Origin of the sequence: Microbacterium ginsengiterrae, from assembly GCF_014205075.1 — a bacterium.
GTDB classification, from domain to species: domain Bacteria; phylum Actinomycetota; class Actinomycetes; order Actinomycetales; family Microbacteriaceae; genus Microbacterium; species Microbacterium ginsengiterrae.
Window position 1 is genome coordinate 437,390 of record NZ_JACHMU010000001.1, and the last position, 17,072, is coordinate 454,461.

Annotated in this window: 18 protein-coding genes and 1 tRNA gene; 4 read left to right on the plus strand and 15 right to left on the minus strand. The window is 63.3% G+C overall.

Features of this window, described 5'->3' with window-relative positions; all coding sequences use genetic code 11:
- Nucleotides 1-5: 5 nt before the first annotated feature.
- Nucleotides 6-2,180 (minus strand): YhgE/Pip domain-containing protein, encoded by a 2,175-nt coding sequence (locus HD600_RS02205; RefSeq protein ID WP_184281280.1) that lies wholly within the window; start codon nt 2,178-2,180, stop codon nt 6-8.
- Complete coding sequence (locus tag HD600_RS02210) at nt 2,177-4,348, minus strand: YhgE/Pip domain-containing protein (RefSeq protein ID WP_184281282.1); 2,172 nt, start codon at nt 4,346-4,348, stop codon at nt 2,177-2,179. Before HD600_RS02210 ends, HD600_RS02205 begins: the two co-directional genes overlap by 4 nt.
- 208 nt (nt 4,349-4,556) lie before the next feature.
- Between HD600_RS02210 and HD600_RS15140 the strand changes: the two genes are divergently transcribed.
- A complete protein-coding gene (locus tag HD600_RS15140) occupies nt 4,557-4,985 on the plus strand; it encodes a helix-turn-helix domain-containing protein (RefSeq protein ID WP_184281284.1) in 429 nt (142 codons plus the stop codon).
- A 168-nt stretch (nt 4,986-5,153) separates the two neighbouring features.
- On the opposite strand, the gene hxlB is transcribed toward HD600_RS15140, so the two are convergent.
- Genes hxlB through HD600_RS02260 form a run of 9 tightly spaced genes read right to left on the minus strand, consistent with a single transcriptional unit; the run spans nt 5,154 to nt 11,927 of the window.
- The gene (gene hxlB, locus HD600_RS02220; RefSeq protein WP_184281286.1) at nt 5,154-5,711 is read right to left on the minus strand and encodes a 6-phospho-3-hexuloisomerase; all 558 of its coding nucleotides are present in this window, start codon (nt 5,709-5,711) and stop codon (nt 5,154-5,156) included.
- Nucleotides 5,711-6,400, minus strand: coding sequence for a ribulose-phosphate 3-epimerase (locus tag HD600_RS02225; protein WP_206706068.1), 690 nt, complete (start codon nt 6,398-6,400; stop codon nt 5,711-5,713). Before HD600_RS02225 ends, hxlB begins: the two co-directional genes overlap by 1 nt.
- Before the next feature lie 4 nt (nt 6,401-6,404).
- Nucleotides 6,405-7,085, minus strand: a complete 681-nt coding sequence (gene hxlA, locus HD600_RS02230) for a 3-hexulose-6-phosphate synthase (protein WP_184281288.1) — start codon at nt 7,083-7,085, stop codon at nt 6,405-6,407.
- Complete coding sequence (locus HD600_RS02235; protein WP_221421525.1) at nt 7,082-7,999, minus strand: PfkB family carbohydrate kinase; 918 nt, start codon at nt 7,997-7,999, stop codon at nt 7,082-7,084. The genes hxlA and HD600_RS02235 overlap by 4 nt, the downstream gene beginning before the upstream one ends.
- Before the next feature lie 2 nt (nt 8,000-8,001).
- Entirely contained in the window at nt 8,002-8,553 is a 552-nt protein-coding gene (locus tag HD600_RS02240; RefSeq protein WP_184281292.1) for an SIS domain-containing protein, read from the minus strand.
- The gene (locus HD600_RS02245) at nt 8,529-9,107 is read right to left on the minus strand and encodes a beta/alpha barrel domain-containing protein (protein ID WP_184281294.1); all 579 of its coding nucleotides are present in this window, start codon (nt 9,105-9,107) and stop codon (nt 8,529-8,531) included. Before HD600_RS02245 ends, HD600_RS02240 begins: the two co-directional genes overlap by 25 nt.
- A 30-nt stretch (nt 9,108-9,137) precedes the next feature.
- Nucleotides 9,138-9,884, minus strand: coding sequence for an ATP-binding cassette domain-containing protein (locus HD600_RS02250; protein ID WP_184281296.1), 747 nt, complete (start codon nt 9,882-9,884; stop codon nt 9,138-9,140).
- Nucleotides 9,881-10,915, minus strand: a complete 1,035-nt coding sequence (locus HD600_RS02255; RefSeq protein ID WP_184281298.1) for an ABC transporter permease — start codon at nt 10,913-10,915, stop codon at nt 9,881-9,883. The genes HD600_RS02250 and HD600_RS02255 overlap by 4 nt, the downstream gene beginning before the upstream one ends.
- Nucleotides 10,916-10,952: 37 nt before the next feature.
- Nucleotides 10,953-11,927 carry an ABC transporter substrate-binding protein gene (locus HD600_RS02260; RefSeq protein ID WP_221421526.1) on the minus strand — a complete coding sequence of 325 codons (975 nt, stop codon included), beginning with the start codon at nt 11,925-11,927 and terminating at the stop codon, nt 10,953-10,955.
- Between the two features lie 131 nt (nt 11,928-12,058).
- Between HD600_RS02260 and HD600_RS02265 the strand changes: the two genes are divergently transcribed.
- Complete coding sequence (locus HD600_RS02265) at nt 12,059-13,144, plus strand: LacI family DNA-binding transcriptional regulator (RefSeq protein WP_184281302.1); 1,086 nt, start codon at nt 12,059-12,061, stop codon at nt 13,142-13,144.
- Between the two features lie 337 nt (nt 13,145-13,481).
- Here the strand turns inward: HD600_RS02265 and HD600_RS02270 are convergent.
- The 4 genes from HD600_RS02270 to galU form a co-directional block, all read right to left on the minus strand.
- A tRNA-Ala gene (locus tag HD600_RS02270) sits at nt 13,482-13,554 on the minus strand.
- Nucleotides 13,555-13,608: 54 nt separating this feature from the next.
- Complete coding sequence (locus tag HD600_RS02275; protein WP_184281304.1) at nt 13,609-14,478, minus strand: hypothetical protein; 870 nt, start codon at nt 14,476-14,478, stop codon at nt 13,609-13,611.
- A gap of 93 nt (nt 14,479-14,571) precedes the next feature.
- Nucleotides 14,572-15,201, minus strand: a complete 630-nt coding sequence (locus HD600_RS02280; RefSeq protein WP_144797827.1) for a GNAT family N-acetyltransferase — start codon at nt 15,199-15,201, stop codon at nt 14,572-14,574.
- Between the two features lie 22 nt (nt 15,202-15,223).
- On the minus strand, nt 15,224-16,111 hold the full coding sequence (gene galU / locus HD600_RS02285; RefSeq protein ID WP_144797825.1) for a UTP--glucose-1-phosphate uridylyltransferase GalU: 888 nt from the start codon (nt 16,109-16,111) through the stop codon (nt 15,224-15,226).
- A gap of 51 nt (nt 16,112-16,162) precedes the next feature.
- Between galU and HD600_RS02290 the strand changes: the two genes are divergently transcribed.
- Together HD600_RS02290 and HD600_RS02295 are read left to right on the plus strand one after the other, a co-directional pair.
- Nucleotides 16,163-16,759: a 5-formyltetrahydrofolate cyclo-ligase gene (locus HD600_RS02290; RefSeq protein ID WP_144797823.1), complete on the plus strand. Its 597-nt coding sequence runs from the start codon at nt 16,163-16,165 to the stop codon at nt 16,757-16,759.
- A 16-nt stretch (nt 16,760-16,775) separates the two neighbouring features.
- Nucleotides 16,776-17,048, plus strand: coding sequence for an FmdB family zinc ribbon protein (locus HD600_RS02295; RefSeq protein WP_144797821.1), 273 nt, complete (start codon nt 16,776-16,778; stop codon nt 17,046-17,048).
- Nucleotides 17,049-17,072: the final 24 nt, after the last annotated feature.

Consider the following 17,072-nt stretch of genomic DNA (forward strand, 5'->3'; position numbering starts at 1 on the left):
GCGCCTCACATGAGCTTGGTCGACTGCAGCATCTGCTCCATCTTCTCGTTGGCCCCGATGAGCGGCTTGCGGAGCACGAGGCCCAGCAGCAGCATCGGCACCAGGAACACGAGCAGCCACCCCAGCGAGACCCAGTAGTCGGCGTGGTAGATGCCGGCCAGCGCCGCCCGGAACGCGTCCATGGCGTGCGTCGCCGGCAGGAACGGACTGACGTTCTGGAACCACGTCGGAAGCAGCGAGAGCGGATACGCGCCGCCCGCACCGGCCACCTGGATGACGAGCAGGAAGACCGCGAGTGCCTTGCCCGCATCGCTGAACGACACCACCAGCGTGTAGATGATGAACGTGAACACCAGTGATGTCATCCATCCGCTGAGCATGAACAGCAGCGGATGGACGGGGTCGAGCCCGACCAGGAGGATGTTGCCGAGGAACACCAGCGTGCTCTGCGCGAGGCCCAGCAGGGCGAAGATCGCGTAGCGACCGAGGAACTGCTGGTCCAGCGTCAGTCGAGGACCGCCGCTGAACGCCCGGTTCGGCGGATCGACCCGCAAGGTCACGGAGATGAGCAGCGCCCCCACCCACAACGACAGCACGGTGTACAGCGGAGCCATCCCCGCTCCGAAGCTGACGACCGGGTAGACCGCGATCCGCTCCACACCGATGGGCTGTGCGAGAGCCTTGGCGAGGATGGCGGGGTTGGACCCGATGATCTTGCCGACCTGGCTGAGATCGCCGGAGTCGATGGCCGACGACAGCATCTGCTCGACGCGGTCGACATCGTCGGCGGCCGCGCTGAGCGCATCGGCGAGTTCGCCGTTGTCCTGCGCCGCGTTCTGCAGAAGGGAGATCACGCCGTCGGTGGCGCCGGAGACCCCCGACACCTCGCCGGCGATTCCGCCCAGCGTGTTACCCGCCGCGGTGAGGGTGGCCGCGAGCTGGTCGAGGACGGGCTTCAGGTCGTTCGCGTAGACCCCGTTCGCGTTCGCGAGAGCCGACTGGGCACCCTGGATCCGCTCGTCGATCTGACCGCGGAACCGCTGCGCGTCGTCGTTGCCCGCGGCGATGTCCGATGCGACCTGGTCCAGTCGGGACTGCAGCGCCTGTTCCTGAGCGATCGCGGCGTCGAGGCCGGCGATGAGGGCGTCGAACGCCTCCTGCTCCTCCTCGGGAACGTTCGGTCCGAGGTCTTCGATGAGTCGGTCGCGCAGCGCCTCGTGCTTCGCGATGAGGTCGGCGAGGTCGCCGCCCATCTGGTTGATCATCGACACGCTCGCCGCGGCGTCATCGTTCACGGTCGAGAAGATCCGGTCGACCTGCGACTGGAACCGTCCGAGTTCATCGCTGCTGGCCGCGAATGCCGCCGTCAGCGACTGCGCGGCAGCCTCGATCGCGTTCTCCGCATCCAGGGCGGCGGCGATGCCCTCCTGTGCCTTGCCAGAGGCGGCGGTGAACTCCGACTCGACGGTGCCGAGAAGGCCGGACGCGCCCTCGACCAGGGGCATGCTCGCCTCGATCAGGGAGGTGAACATCGTCGCGGTCCCGGCGGCCGATCGCAGCTGCGCTCCGACCTGGCTGACCTGCGCTTCGATGCGGACGAACGCCGCCTCGGATTCCGCGTCGCTCAACGAATCGGCGAGCGACTCCACGAGGCTGAGGGCGATGTTGCTGAGCTCCTGCGTGAACTCGGCGTTGATCTTCGCCGACAGGTCGTCGGCGCCCTCGCTGGTGATCAGCGGAGCCAACGGGTTGGACTTGTCGTTGGTGTAGTACTCGATCTGCGTGCGCTGGGACCCCGCCGTGTAGAAGGTGAGCATCCGCTCGCTGAAGTCCTTCGGCAGGACCATCGCTGCGTAGTACTCCCCTGACTCGGTGCCGGCGATCGCCTCCTCCTTGGAGGTGATGATCCAGTCGAGCTGGTCGTTCGCCCGGAGCGCGGACTCCACCGTGTTGCCGATGTTGACGTGCAGCGGGATGAGCGGGCTCGTGTAGCCCTCATCCACACTCGCCACCGCGACCTTCAGGTTCTTGGTGTTGTCGAACGGCTCCCAGCTGCCGATCACGTTGAACCAGGTGAACGCGGAGGGGATCACGACGAGTCCGCACAGGACGATGATCGCCATCACATTGCTGGTCGCGCGGCGCAGATCGCTGCGGAACAGCTCCCAGATGCCCTTCATCGACGCGCCTCCAGTTCTGCCAGTTCACGGCGCAGTTCTGCTTCGGGCATCTTGCCCACCTCCGTCGACAGCCGCAGGCTGTAGCGGATGTACTCCAGTGTCACCAGGGCGGCGAACACGATCACCAGCCAGAGGATCCAGAAACCGACGAACGTGATCTTGTCGTCGGAGAAGATCATCGCCAGCACCGCGAGAACGACGATGCCGAGCAGACCGACCGAGACCACTGCAGCGCGCACCTTCTTGTACGAACGCGCGAACGGAAGGGCCCGCTTGGCCAACCGGTCCTGGTAGCTCGCGCGGTTCGCCAACGCCCGCAGCAGGTGGTTGAGGCGGTACCCCTCGCCCGAGGGTGCCCCGTCTTCGGTGGTGAACAGTTCCGTCGCGCCGACCTGTCGCGTGAACAGTCGGGTGAGGTTACTGACGTGGCGTCGGAGGACGAGCCCCAGGAAGAAGGCGAGGGCGACGAACAGCAGCAGCGTCCCCATGTATCGCCAGTACGCCAGCCCGGCGAACCCGCTGATGACCTCGCGCATGGCATCGATGCCGTACGTGAACGGGAAGAATGGGTACAGCGACTGGAAGAACTCCGGCATGAGCTGGATCGGATAGATGCCGGACGCACCGGGGATCTGCATGATCACGAGGATCACGACGAGCCCCTTGCCGATGTAGCCGAAGGCGACCGAGAGCGCGTAGATGATGCTGAGGTAGCTCAGCCCGATCAGGACGGGTGTGATGACGAACGCGAACGCGTTGACGTGTTGGACCCCGATGAGCAGGTTGCCGACGCTCAGCGTGATCGCCTGCATGATCGCGATGGAGGCGAACAGCAGCCATCGACCGAGGTAGCTCTGCCGCTCCGTCAGGTCGGGGATCTCATCGCGGTCCACCTCGATCTTGAGGATCACGACGAGCACGAACGCGCCGATCCACAGCGACAGGTTGATGAACAGCGCGGCCATGAGAGACCCGTAGTCATTGGTCTTGAAGATGGTGTGCTGTTTCACCTCCACCGGTGTGGACATGAACTGCGCGATCTCCTCGGGGTTCAGCGTCGTGACCGCCTCGAGCTCCTGCCACAGCGCCGCTCCCCCGAGGGCGCGGAGGTCGGAGACGGCGAGTCCCATGTCCGCTTCCACCGCGGCGAGGTCGGCGTCGAGGCTGCCGAGGGCAGCCGAGGTCTTCTCGAGCTGTGCGTCGAGACCGGAGAGCAGCGTCTCGGCCTCGTTCAGCATGGCGCGCTGTGCGTCGACGGCTGCGGCGAGTGACGTGGTCGCCGATCCGACGCGGCCGACGGCGGCGATCGCGGCCGCGGTGCCCTCGGCGACGCCGGCTGAACCGATCACGTTCCCGGTCGCCGTCTCACCGGCGAGGCGGAGCAGTTCGTCCTGAGCGCGCTCGGCGAGTCCGTGCGCGTCGTCCAGAGTGCCCTGTGCGCCGCCGAGCGCGGCGTCGATGTCGGAGAGGACGACGGTGTTCGAGCTCAGCCCGTCCCGAGTGGCGGCGATTCCGCTCTGCAGATCCCCGAGGTGCGCCCGGGTCTGGGCGATGACGCCGGCCGCCTCCTGCAGGTCGGAGATGATCTTGGCCTCGGTGTCCAGGAGGTCCTGCTCGGCGGTCTCGGCACCGGACTTGATCGCGGTGGCGACGGCATCGGCGACCTGCTCGGTGAACGCGTCGGTCATCTGGGTCTGAACGGTGGTCGCGCCGGTGTCGGTGATCTCCGGTGCGACGCCGTTCAGCTTCTCGTTGACGTAGTACTGCAGCTTCGGCTGCGTGAAATCACCCGTCGTGAGGCTCAGCAGATCGGAGGTGAATGTGGTGGGAACGACGAACGCGGCGTAGCTGTCGCCACTCTTGACGGACTCCATGGCCTCTTCCTCGGAGAGGAAGTGCCAGCCGAGATCGTGATTGTCCTTGAGCTGCGCGACCAACTGGTCTCCGACATTCACCTCTCCGGTGAACGACGTTGACCCTCCCTCGTCGAGGTTGACGACGGCGATGCTGAGGTTCTTCGTGTTGTCGAAGGGGTCCCAGAACGCCACGATGTTGAGCCACGCGTACAGCGACGGCGTGATGAGAGCGCCGCCGATGATGACCCATGCCAGTGGCACTCGGCCCAGACGTTTGAGATCGCGAATGAAAACACGCCAGACGTTGCGCATACCGTTGCCCCTCGCGGCTCATGTTCTATGCCGCACCTTTCGAGTGCGACGGTTATCGGGCGCACGTGCGCGTCCTGTGCCAACCATATCGGTTCGCGATGCCGCGCCCGTATCACGAACTGGCGCGGATTGCACGGAGAAGGCCCCGGGCGGATGCCCGGGGCCTTCTCCGTGGATGGTGGACCTCCTGCACGCTTATTCCAAACACGTGCGAAACGCGCCCGATCCGCGAGCGCTCGCCGACAAGGCGCGCCGCTCACGTCGTCCGGCAGCCGGCACGCAGTGCGTAAAGAAGCGCGCCAAGCGACTCCGACCAGACGAAGTCCAGGAGCTCATCGCGCACTACCGGGAGAACGGCAGTGTGACGGCCGCCGCGAAGGCCCTCAGCATCACTCGTCAGACCGCAGGTGCGTATCTTTCGGAAGCGGGAATCGCGACGGTGCATCGCATGAGCGACGCGGATGTCACCGAAGCTGTCTCGGCATACGAGGAAGGGCAGTCCGCCGCACGAATCGGGCGCCGACTCGGCTTCGACCCGCAGACCGTGCTCACGGCACTTCGAAGGGCCAGCGTCGCGATTAGACCGTCATCAGTTTCGCGAGCACGGGGTGAGCAGGACACCCGGACCACGACGTGAATCGTTCTCCTGCCCTTCGGGAGGCACCTAAGGACCAGCCGATTCACTTACTCGATGAGCTCACGACCAGAAGAAACCTGACGCTGCGTCCCAGTCCCAAGGCCCGAAACCAGAACCATTGTGGTCAGGTGAGCGAGATGATCCCCCACGCATTGCGAGCGACCTCGCTCACTCCAGATTGGCGTGATACTTCCAGAGGCCTGGCAAGTCAACACCGGTTTCCTCAACAATCATCAACGCCACAGAATCCCCCAGCAGCAGCAGACATTGCTCGAACAAGCTGGTCATGGGTTGCTGTGACGCGATCTCGCCTGGCAGTCCGAGCTTGGTCTGCACCGGAATGCGCACAAATACGTCCGAATACTGCTTCATCGAGCTGTTCGGATTCGAACCGATATGCGCGACAGCGGCTCCATGCTGCTTCGCCTTGTTAGCTATAGCGAGCGGCAACACGCTCTCGCCACTGCCTGAGCCAACGACGAGCAGATCGCGATCCGTGATTGCTGGTTCAGTGATCTGACCGACGACAACAGTTCGCAACCCCAGGTGGGCAAGCCGCTTGGCGATGCCTTCCAGTGCAAGCTTCACCCGTCCCACGCCGACGAAGAAGATCTGATCAGCCGCCTGCAACGCAGATACCAATGAAACGACGTCTGCCTCGTCGATCGTCGCCATGGTGCTCGCGATTTCTGCAACGACTCGTTGCTGTGTTTCCGCGTACGCCATCAGGACACCGTCCCCGCCGCAACCGCTTCATCGAGCAGTCGTTTGTTCTCTTCCAATGTCCTTCCCGGTATGAACAAGCTCGTGCTGCCCAGAACAAGGTTGGTCGCACCTACGCGCACGAGATCAGGGATGACCTCGAGCGAGACTCGCCCATCAACTTGCAGACCAACGTTCAGCCCGAAATCGTCGATCAGGGCTCGAAGTCGCCGCACCTTCTCAAGTGCGTATGGCACCTGCTTCTCACCCTTGTCTGTCGCGTAACCAGGATTGATGAGCATAAGACAGACCGAGTCGACCTCAGGCAGGATGAACTCAAGTACTGACAGCGATGTCGCTGGGTTGAGAGCGACGCCGACTTTCGCACCGGCCTTCTTCGCCAAGTTCACGAGGCGGTCGATATGCAACGTCGTCTCTACATGGAAAGTCACGCTCTCTGCGCCGATATCCAGCATCTCGTTGACGAAGTATTCATTGTTCATCGTCATGATGTGCGCGTCCATGGGCAGGTCGGTGACTTGCCGCACACGACGCACGGTCTCGAGGCCGAGCGGCATGCTCGGGCTGAATTTGCCGTCGAGAATGTCGATATGCAAAGCATCGATGCCGACCCGTTCGATCTCCTGAATCGTCGTCTCAAGGTTGGCAAGGTCGCCGCACATGATCGATGCCGAGTAATTGATCGTTGACATTCGATTAGTCCTTCTCTACCTGATTGCTTGCAGACGGCACACCGACCGGGATGCTGGCCCGGAGCATCGCCATCTTGATGAGTCTCGCTTCTCGGGCCGGGTCTTCTGCTTTCGTGATCCCTGAGCCGACGATGACGATGTCCGGGTTTTCCTGCACGTACTCGTCGATCGAGGTGCTGTCGATTCCCCCGGCCACTGCAACGAGCGCATTACGACGAACCGCGTTGACCTGACGCAGATCGGATAGCGGCGTACCACCTCGCATCTGCCGATCGACGCCGGTGTGCACCGCGACGATGTCGACGCCGAGATCCTCGAGTTCTTCGACCTTGCTCGCGATGTCGTCGACGCAGATCAGATCCGCAACAATCTGCCCGCCGAACTCTCTACCGGCCCGAAGACACTGTTCAAGCGTCGCGTTGTCCGCAACTGCCAGCGCGGTGACATAAGAAGCACCAGCTTCGATACCCATTCTTGTCTCGAGGTACCCGCCATCCATGATCTTTTCGTCAGCGAGGACTTCCTTATCTGGGAACGCGGTGGCGAACGCGCGAACGGCCTCCATCCCGCGGCCGATCACGAAGGGTGTGCCGATCTCGACGATGTCGATGTGTTCGGACACCGAGTGCATTAGTGCGAGTGCGTCTTCCAACGAGAGTTCATCGAGCGCGAGTTGGAGCTTCATGACTTCCTTTCCAGATGTGGCTCTGAGAGTTCGTTCTTCGGGAGTTGCAGAGTTCCTCCGGCAGACCTGCACGTCCACGCGGCGATCTCCATGGCCCGAGCAAGGGAGTATTCCCAAATCGTCCGGTCCGTGAGCGACGCTGAATCGAGAACTCCAGCGATGAGTGCCGCCAACGTCGCGTCGCCGGCGCCGAGGGTGTCGACCATCGGTTGCGCCAGTTCACGCGCGGGCGCATGCAGTGGTGGTTGTCCTGGGAGGTGAACAGAAGCGCCCCGCCGACCATGGGTCACAACTACGACGATTCCGCTGTCGACAAGTGCCGCTACCAACTGATCGTCGCCATAAAGCGTGATGAGGTCCTCATCACTCAGCTTCACGATCCGAGAGCCACGAGCGACCCGCTCGAAGCCGATCCGGTATTTCTCGACGTCATTCAGAATCGCTGGTCGAGGATTCGGATCGATGACGCCCAAACCATCAGAACGATCGAGTTCCTGAAGATACGCGTCAACGGACTGCTCATGATCGAGAGGGAACCCGCTCACTACAACGGCTTTTGCCTGGCGAATAGCCTGTGAAGCTGTGGAATCGAACACATACTCTCGGTTCAAGAGCGCTTCATTGAATGAGTAAGTCGGTTCGCCATCGGCCGTGCGGAAATACGCATGAGCGGTGCCGGTGCCTCGGTCATCGAGCAACCGAATCGGGCGAACGCCGCTCTGTTCCAAGTACTCGACGAGCCATTCGCCTGGTTCGTCCGCGCCAGACTGGTAAATGAGCCCAGTTGTTCGCCCGAGGATCGTGAGCCCCGTGGCGACGTTGAGCGCTGATCCCCCGGCATGACGGGTTCCGTCTGCGTCGCCCCGACTGATGATGTCGACGATTCCATCGCCGACGACAGTGACCTCAGCCATCGTCATTGCAGGTTCGTGTGCCAGTAGCGAAGTGACTCATCCGGGTCAGTACCTTCACTCACCCCGACAGCGTTGATGAGGCTGTCCATCACGACGAGAGCCCCGTGCTCGAACAGGTTGCCCCCCATCTGCTGCGAACCCGCAACCGGCAACGCCAGGACTAGATCGGCAATCTGCCCGAGAGAAGACTCGGCATTCCGCGTGACGGCGACCACGAGAGCACCCTCGTTCTTGGCCGTTCTTGCGAACGCAAGACTGACAGGTGTCGCACCCGAGCCCGAGAAGAAGACGATGCCATCTCCCGCTCGCACAGACGGGCACGTCGCCTCCCCGACGACATGCGACTCACGCCCGAGGTGCATAAGACGCATCGCGACCATCGTGGCTGACAACCCCGAGCGGCCTTGTCCTGAAAAGAACCATCGCCTCTCGGGTTCTTGAATGGCGGTGCGGACCGCGTGGAACTGATCGGTGTCGACCTGTGCGAGCAGTTCGGTGAGCTCCTTCCCCGCTGCGAGCCAGGGAGTATCTAGCGGAGTTGCCGGCGAATCCATTGTGTTTCTCCTTCATAGTCTCGTTCGATGGCAGACGGACGAACCGCGATGATGTCCGGCCGGGTGGACAGCGTTTCGGCCAGTTGGCGTCGCGGCTGCGTCAGAAGTACGGAGACTTCCAGGCGCCGTTGCCGCTCACTTGTCTGCGAGAGAGGGTGGTCGGCTCTGACGGCGATATGAGAGAACGTTGATGGGAATGGCAGAACTGCGGCTGTCGTATCGGAACCTGCCGAGGCATCCACAAGCACCCATCCGTTGCACTCTTCAGCGATGTCATGCACGGCGGCCTGTGCCGTCCGTGTTGCCGACGGAAGCACACTCACTGCGTCGGCACCTCCTTTAAACGCCATTCGTGCTTCGAGCACACCGTTGTCGACCGTGCGCGTGCCCGCGACGAGCACGAGCTCAGGGGCGATCTCCTTCACCGCGCTGATCGCGGCGAGACCGCATCGCTTGAGCAACGTCGAGCTGACTTCGACGAGATCGAGTTCGCGCCGCACGACTTTCAATGTGTGAAGATCTCCAGGGGCATCAAGCGTCAGCTGCAGACGCACGAAATCACCATCCCTCAAGCCGACGGACGATCACGCGGTGATGCCGGTCAACGCCTTCACGAGAGAATCCCCGTCGAACTGCGATGTCGGCGCATCGGCGACGACTCGCCCCAGACGGAGCACCACTATTCGGTCGGTCACCTCGAGCACATGAGGCAGCGTGTGCGAGATGAACACGACGCCCAGCCCTTTCGCCCGAGCTTTCTTGATGACTTCAAGCACTTCTCCCGATTGACGGGCGCCAAGATGGTTGGTCGGCTCGTCGAGAATGATGACCTTGCTCGCCCACGACACAGCGCGTCCGATAGCAACAGCCTGCCGCTGACCTCCGGAAAGCTGCGCCACCGGACGGTTGGAAGCGGGCACAGCGATTCCTACACGCTCAAGATCAGCGTGCGCCACTTGATCCATCTCGTGGTTGGCGAGAAAACCCATCTTGCCGAGGATGCCCTTGCGCACTCGCTCACGCCCAAGGAAAACATTCGCGCTGACAGTGAGGTCTGGGGCGAGGCCCGAATCCTGGTAAAGCGTTTCGACTCCTGCTTGAAGAGCTTCGTGCGGAGACCTCCAGGACCGCTGCTCGCCATCAAGGACAATCTCTCCCGAGTCGGGCATGTGTGCGCCGGAGAGCACCTTGACCAGCGTGCTCTTGCCCGCGCCGTTGTCTCCGACGAGACCGACGACCTCTCCGGCCTTCACCGAGAAAGACACGTCCTGCAATGCGACGACGCTTCCATAATTCTTGGAGATATTCGTCACTGAGTAGAGGTCGCTCATAGCACTGCCTTTCGTGTGGAGCCGCCGAGGCCCTGGACAGCCACTGCGATCGCGATCAATGCACCGATTACGACCTGCTGCCATGCTGGCGCGACGCCGATGAGGATCAGCCCGCTGAGGACCGAGGTGATGATGAGCGCGCCGAGGATGGTGCCGCCCAGCCGCCCGATCCCGCCGACGAGGCTGACTCCGCCGATGACCGCGGCGGCGATGGCTTGTAACTCGCCACCCTGACCGGACGACGGCGCACCCGAACCCAGACGGAAGTACACGAGAATGCCCGCGAGCGAAGCGACAACTCCACTCAGCATGTACACCTTCATCAGGTGACGCTTTACATTGATACCCGCGGCACGGGCAGCGAACGGATTGGAGCCAATCGCATAGGTGTACCGGCCGAAGCGCGATTGCGCCAGGAAAACCCATACCACCGCCGTGATAGTGAACACAATGAGAATCGGCAGCGTGAACAAGCCCAGGTAGGTGGTGTTCCCGATCAGGATCACCTCTTTGGGGCCACCTGCGATCTGTACTCCGCTCGTAATCACGAGCGTGACTCCGTAAACGGCCCCCATCGTGGCGAGGGTGGCAATGAACGGCGCGAGCTTCAACCGAGTGACGAGAAGTCCGTTCACCGCGCCGACGACCACCCCGACAACGATCCCGCTGAGAATCGCGAGCAAGATCGTTGTCGCTGATGGCAGACCTGCCTCGTTTCCTGCACGTGCTGTCATTGCGGTGACAACCCCAGACAGCCCCAGAATCGACCCGACCGAGAGGTCAATCCCACCCGTGATGATCACAAGCGTCTGTCCGATGGCCATCAGTAGGACGGGTGCGAAGTCCTGAAGGATATTCGATGCCGCCGCCGTGGAGAAGTAGCGCGGGTTGATAGAGGAGAAGATGATGACCATCGCCGCGAATACGATGAGCAGCAGCACCTCCTGCCGCGCGAACAATCGCCGGGCCAACGATTGGCTTACCGGACGCGTCGCCGAAAGATCAACGCGCTCCGTCTCTGATGTGGTCATTGTCGTGCTCCCTTGACGATACCGATGGTCCGGGTGATTACTCGGCGTACTCGTACTTCTTGGTTTCCGACAGGTTGTCCTTGGTCATCACGATGTTCTCGATGACGACCTCCTTCTCGATCTCATCGGTGCCTTCACCGGTCACCGCCGCGAGCGCGTACTGGAGCGCCAGTCGCGCCTCTTGCGCCGGGTCCTGCGCGATCAGTGCCGTAAAGACTCCGGACTCGAGTTCGGTGACCTGATTGTTGTATGCGTCGTATCCGATGAGGGCGATCTCGCCGACCTTGCCAGAGTTTTGCAGTGCCGCGACCGTGCCCGTCCCGGAAGTGCCGTCGATGGCGAAGATGCCTTTGAGGTCCGGGTAGTTGAGGAGCGCCGTGTTCACTGCTGAGGTCGCCTTGGCCGGCTGGCTCTGCGCATACTCACGTCCGACAACCTCGATGTCGGGCCAGTTCTCCTCGAGTTCGGCACGGAACCCTTCTTCGCGCAGTGTGTTCGTGGTGGCTGTCGGCGAACCAGACATGATGAAGACTTCACCGGATCCGCCTATAAGTTCAGCCAGAGTTGCGGCTGCGGCCGCACCACCCTGAACGTTGTCACCTGTGATGTACGAGGTCAGATAAGACTGGTCCGTAACGGTCGTGTCGACGGTGATGACCGGGATGCCCAGCGCCTCTGCCTTCGTGACGCTGGCCTGCAAAGAGTCGGGGTCAGTCGGAACCATGATGAGAGCGTCGACGTCATCGGCCAGGGCCGCATCCACGAAGGGGATCTGTGACTCAGCGGAGTACTCGGAGGGGCTACCCTGCCAGCTCAGTTCGATACCGAGCTTTTCTGCTTCTTCTTCCGCGCCGAGTTGCATAGCACGGAAAAACGGATCCGAAGTGATGCCCGCGATGAAGGCGACTCGTATATCGCCATCGGCATCCGAATCGCCACTCTGCGCTGCCCCGCTGCTACTGCAGCCCGTCAGGGCGAGAGAAGCGATCGCGATGCCGGACAGAGCGATCATGCCGGCGAATCGTGTAGTTTTCATGGCTCTCCTTTGAGTGATCGTGTGCTTTGGCAGACTGAGAACGTTCTCAGTTCTGAGTCTTTATTCTGCATAGAGTCAGGTAACGTGTCAACTCCGGAGGAGCAACGATGCAAGACGAGACCGTTTCGAGTGGCATGAGAGCTAATCGTGCGACGATCGTCGACGTCGCGAGACTTGCCGGTGTTTCCACGGCCACCGCCGGCCGAGCGCTTGGTGGCTACGGCCAGGTCGGGAAGAAGTCAGCGGCCAGTGTCCGCGCCGCAGCGCAAGAACTCGGCTACCACTCGAATGAGGTTGCTCGCTCGATGAGAAGCGGCCGCACCTCAACGATCGGCCTTGTCATTGCCGATATCAGCGGATCGTTCTTCGAGCAAACCACGCTTGCCATCGTGCGAACTGCGGCACAACGCGGGTATCACACTCTCGTTCTCAATACTGATGAGGACCTTACGGCCGAGGCAGACGCGGTGCGTGTTCTGCTCGATAAGCGGGTGGACGGCCTCATCGTCGTCACGTCTTCACGTACCGGCCACGACCATCTGGTGAATGGTGGTGATCTCGTCGCGCCCCTTGTGTTTCTTGACCGGCGAACTGAGGATGTTCCGGCCTGCGTGGTGTCCACTGAGGACCGCGAAACAGCACGCGAGGCGGCGAAGCTCTTCTCCGAACTCGGGCATACGCGAATCGGGATGCTGACGACCACTTCCAAGCTCGGTGGCAAGCTATTGCCATACGACTCTAAGCAGGCGGTCTCGACGATGCATGATCGGGTCAGCGGCCTGCTGGAAGGAATCGCTGACGCGGGGCTGCAGCTCGCTGACAACCACCTCGTCTATACAGATCCCGATCACAACGAGGCGAAGACGAACGCGATCCGGTTACTCTCTGGCGAGGAACGTCCCACCGCGGTGCTAGCCGCGAACGCTGAGACCGCACTCGCAATCATGGATGCCTGCAACGAACTGGGTCTTGAAGTCGGAACGGATGTATCGATCGTCGCTTTCGACGATCCAAGCTGGGCGCGTTTGCTCACGCCGTCGCTCTCCGTAGTGGCTCGCCCCGTCTACGACCTTGGCGCAGCCGCCGTGGAGAAGCTCATCGTTCAGATGCGCGGTGAGCACGATCGCCCCGATTCGCTGACCCTTCCCGCCACGATCATTCTGCGCGATTCGGTTGGCCCCCCGCGGACGTGAGCCTTCCACACCGCACGTCTACCCAGCAGAGCCCCCGCCACGATGAGCATCACGCCGGTGCCGTCGACCACGTTGTTCACGAGAATGACGTGCCAGATCCCTCCGGTGAAGACGACGAGCAGCCCGCACACGAGACCCACGAGCGACAGAATCACGACAACGTTTGTCGGACAGGAGCGGCAAACACGTGAGCGGCAACGAACAAGGCGGCGGATGCGACGACCGCCACGAAGCCACCAGGACCGATGCCCGCGGCGCGTCGCAACCGGGCACCGATGATCGACAATAAATACCCGATCAGAAACACTTTCGCATGTCCGATCGAGCGTCTTGTCAGTGGACCTAAGGGGATTCGAACCCCTGACCTCCTCGATGCGAACGAGGCGCGCTACCAACTGCGCCATAGGCCCGTGAACCTCAGTTAGATTATCACGACCGAGAGCCGCGACGCACCGTGGCCACCATCAGCCGGCGGCGCGACGCTGCAGCATCTGTCGCACGTGCTGTTCGATCTCCTCGTCGTCGACGAAGCCCATCCGGCTGTACGGCGAGGCCTCCGCGGCGGGAGCCGCGGGGGTGGGCAGGGCGACGGGAGCGGCCGGAGCCATCTGGGCCGCGCGGCGGCGGAGTTCTGCGACGCGTTCGGCGCGGCGCATCTCCTCCGTGGCGTCGATCTCGGCCCGCGCGGTCTGTGCCAGCGAACCGGCGACAGAGGCCATCGGTGCGGGCAGCGGACGTGGCGTCCACGACGCACGGCCCTGGTCGTGCAGCGGCGGGGAGACGCGCGGTGCAGACGACTCGACGACGGGTTCCGCAACGGGACGACGCGCCGCCCGTCGCGCGACGGATGCCATCTTCTGCAGTGCGATCGTCGCCACGACCGCGAGTGCGCCGCCTGCCCAGATCAGGATCTGTCCCCCGCCGACGACGACCTGCCACGCGCCGAGGCCCGCGAGCGCGAGACCGATCAGCAGCGCGGCGGTGGCGGTCAGACGCACGCGACGGCGCGCACGCGCCTGTCGGATGACGGGATCGGCCCGCGTGGCGGCGAGTTCAGCGCGCAGCTTCTCGAGCTCCGCCGCTTCCCGCTCCGCCTGGACGCGCTTGGCGAGACGCTGCTGCGCGAGAGCCGTGCGGGCATTGAGTTCGAGACGGATCTCTTCGGGCGCCTCGCTCGTCTCAGCGAGCACGCGCAACGCCTGATTCAGACGGACGGCGTTGCGTTCTGCGGCGTTGTACTGGTAACGCCCGCGCCAGGACGGCAGCAGATAGAGCATCCAGAGCAGCACCGCGACAAGGACGATGACGCCCCCACTCAGCACTGGCCCGTTCATAGGCTCAACGGTATGCGACAGCGGTCGCTGCGAGCTCCACTCCCGGCGCGTGTCGCACGCCTCTTTCCCGATCGGGGACGGACACGCCCGAGTTCAGATGGAGAGACGGTCCGACGGCGGGATGCTGGCGGCATCCTGCGGCGCCCTGCCGCTGACCCAGCGCGCGAGGACGCCCTCAGGGACATCCTCCGTCGTCAACGCGAACGCGTAGTGATCCCGCCAGTCGCCGTCGATGTGGATGTACCGACGTCGGAGGCCTTCGTACCGGAACCCGAGCTTCTGCACGACCCGCAGACTCGCCTCGTTCTCCGGGCGGATGCAGATCTCCATGCGGTGGAGTCCGTAGTCCCGGAAACATGCGTCCGTCGCGAGCGCGACGGCGGTCGGCGTGATCCCTCGACCGGCGAAGCGCTCGCTGACCCAGTAGCCGATCGTCGCCGAGTTCAGGGAACCACGGGCGACGCCCCAGACGTTCAGCTGACCGGCGATCTCCCCGTCGTGGAGCATCACGAACGGGTATCCCCCGCCGTCGCGGTACTGCTGCAGCAGACGCCGGATGCTCAGTCGCATGTCGAACCCGACCGCCCCGTTCGGGACGGTCGCCTCCCAGCGCTGCAGCCAGGAGCGGTTCTCCATGAGCTCCCGCTGAAGGGTGCGCGCATCACGCGCCCTGACCAGCCTCAGTTCGACCGATCCGTGACGAAGCCCCTGCAGGAAGTCCATGCGATCCTCGCAGCCCGAGCACTCACAGGCTCTCGGCGAACTCCTTCAGCCACGGACGCAGGTCGGCGCCGAGGTCTTCACGGTCGCTGGCGAGCTGGACGATGGCCTTGATGTAGTCGACGCGGTCACCGGTGTCGTAGCGGCGTCCGCGGAAGATCACGCCGACCACGCCGGGACCGTCGGGGTCCGCCGCGAGCTCCTGGAGCGCGTCGGTGAGCTGGATCTCGCCGCCCTTGCCCGGCTCGGTGCGCTCGAGGATCGGGAACACCGACGCCGGCAGCACGTAGCGGCCGATGATCGCGAGGTTCGAGGGTGCGTCCTCACGTGCGGGCTTCTCCACGAGTCCCGTCACGCGCACGATGTCGTCGTCGCCGGTGGACTCCACGGCCGCGGCGCCGTACATGTGGATGTGCTCCGGGGCGACCTCCATGAGCGCGACGACGGTCGCGCCGGTGCGCTCGTGCTCGGCGATCATCGTCGTGATGAGTTCGTCGCGGTCGTCGATGAGGTCGTCACCGAGCATCACGACGAACGGGCTGTCACCGACGTGGGTCTTCGCACGGAGCACCGCGTGCCCGAGACCCTTGGGCTCACCCTGACGCAGGTAGTGGATGTCAGCAAGATCGCTGGACTTCATGACGCGCTCCAGGCGCTGCATGTCGCCCTTCTCGGTGAGCTTCACCTCGAGCTCCGGCACGGAGTCGAAGTGGTTCGAGATCATGTTCTTGTTGCGGCCGATGATGACGAGGATGTCGTCGATGCCCGCGGACGCCGCCTCTTCGACCACGTACTGGATGGCCGGCTTGTCGACGACAGGAAGCATCTCCTTCGGCATCGCCTTGGTCGCGGGAAGGAAGCGCGTTCCCAAGCCCGCCGCCGGAATGACTGCCTTCATCTTGTGCTTACCCATCCGCCCAGCTTAGTGGGGCTGACGGGAAGCCCCGCCACGTAGAATCGCAGCATGTCGCCCGACGTCGAACAAGCCAAGCGCGCACTCCGTGCCGATCTCCGCGAGCGTCGTCAGCTGCTGTCCGATCAGCAGCGCGAGGATGCGGCATCCGGTCTGACCGCACAGCTCGAGGAACTCGTGGCCGCGCATGGAGCGAAGTCGATCTCCTGCTTCCTCTCGACGACCACGGAGCCGGACACCCGCGCGTTCATCACTGCTGCGGTGCAGCGCGGCATCCGGGTCCTGCTGCCGATCACGCGCGCGGACGGACTGCTCGACTGGGCCGTCGCGAATGATTCCGACGATGTCGCAGAGGGCATGTTCGGCCTGCCAGAGCCGACAGGTGAAGTGCTCGGACCCATCGCCGTCAACGACGTGGATCTCATGATCATCCCCGCCGCGGCCGTCGACGCCGACGGCACACGGCTCGGCTGGGGGCGTGGCTACTTCGACAAGACGATCGGGTCGATGGAGAACTGCCCTCCCGTGTACGCGGTGACTTATGATTCCGAAGTACTCGATTCCCTTCCGCGCGAGCTGCACGATCAGCCGGTCACCGGCGTCGTCACGCCCACCCGGACCCTCGACCTGTCGCAGTCGCGACCCTGACCCGCGGGATACGAACATGCCCACCTACGCCTACGCCTGCACCTCGTGCGACCACGCTTTCGACGCCGTCCAGAGCTTCACGGACGACGCCCTCACGCTCTGCCCCGAGTGCGGTGGATCCCTGCGCAAGCAGTACGGGTCCATCGGCGTGACCTTCAACGGCTCAGGCTTCTATCGCACCGACTCCCGGAGTGGCGGTGGCGAAAAGAGCCGCTCCTCGGCATCATCGAAGACGGAGTCGTCGACGAGTGCCACACCGGCCCCCGCGTCGGCACCGGCCTCGAACTGAGGTCCGATCACACCTACGGGGGTT

What these genes read in the sequence shown, in the direction of transcription:
- hxlB (WP_184281286.1), bottom strand. Translation starts at nt 5,711, where the DNA reads ATGGCGTACGCGGAAACACAGCAACGAGTCGTTGCAGAAATCGCGAGC.
- galU (WP_144797825.1), bottom strand. Translation starts at nt 16,111, where the DNA reads ATGGGTAAGCACAAGATGAAGGCAGTCATTCCGGCGGCGGGCTTGGGA.
- HD600_RS02205 (WP_184281280.1), bottom strand. Translation starts at nt 2,180, where the DNA reads ATGAAGGGCATCTGGGAGCTGTTCCGCAGCGATCTGCGCCGCGCGACC.
- HD600_RS02295 (WP_144797821.1), top strand. Translation starts at nt 16,776, where the DNA reads ATGCCCACCTACGCCTACGCCTGCACCTCGTGCGACCACGCTTTCGAC.
- HD600_RS02225 (WP_206706068.1), bottom strand. Translation starts at nt 6,400, where the DNA reads ATGTCAACGATCAATTACTCGGCATCGATCATGTGCGGCGACCTTGCC.
- HD600_RS02240 (WP_184281292.1), bottom strand. Translation starts at nt 8,553, where the DNA reads ATGGATTCGCCGGCAACTCCGCTAGATACTCCCTGGCTCGCAGCGGGG.
- HD600_RS02210 (WP_184281282.1), bottom strand. Translation starts at nt 4,348, where the DNA reads ATGCGCAACGTCTGGCGTGTTTTCATTCGCGATCTCAAACGTCTGGGC.
- HD600_RS02290 (WP_144797823.1), top strand. Translation starts at nt 16,163, where the DNA reads ATGTCGCCCGACGTCGAACAAGCCAAGCGCGCACTCCGTGCCGATCTC.
- HD600_RS02255 (WP_184281298.1), bottom strand. Translation starts at nt 10,915, where the DNA reads ATGACCACATCAGAGACGGAGCGCGTTGATCTTTCGGCGACGCGTCCG.
- HD600_RS02260 (WP_221421526.1), bottom strand. Translation starts at nt 11,927, where the DNA reads ATGATCGCTCTGTCCGGCATCGCGATCGCTTCTCTCGCCCTGACGGGC.
- hxlA (WP_184281288.1), bottom strand. Translation starts at nt 7,085, where the DNA reads ATGAAGCTCCAACTCGCGCTCGATGAACTCTCGTTGGAAGACGCACTC.
- HD600_RS02265 (WP_184281302.1), top strand. Translation starts at nt 12,059, where the DNA reads ATGCAAGACGAGACCGTTTCGAGTGGCATGAGAGCTAATCGTGCGACG.
- HD600_RS02235 (WP_221421525.1), bottom strand. Translation starts at nt 7,999, where the DNA reads ATGGCTGAGGTCACTGTCGTCGGCGATGGAATCGTCGACATCATCAGT.
- HD600_RS02275 (WP_184281304.1), bottom strand. Translation starts at nt 14,478, where the DNA reads ATGAACGGGCCAGTGCTGAGTGGGGGCGTCATCGTCCTTGTCGCGGTG.
- HD600_RS02250 (WP_184281296.1), bottom strand. Translation starts at nt 9,884, where the DNA reads ATGAGCGACCTCTACTCAGTGACGAATATCTCCAAGAATTATGGAAGC.
- HD600_RS02280 (WP_144797827.1), bottom strand. Translation starts at nt 15,201, where the DNA reads ATGGACTTCCTGCAGGGGCTTCGTCACGGATCGGTCGAACTGAGGCTG.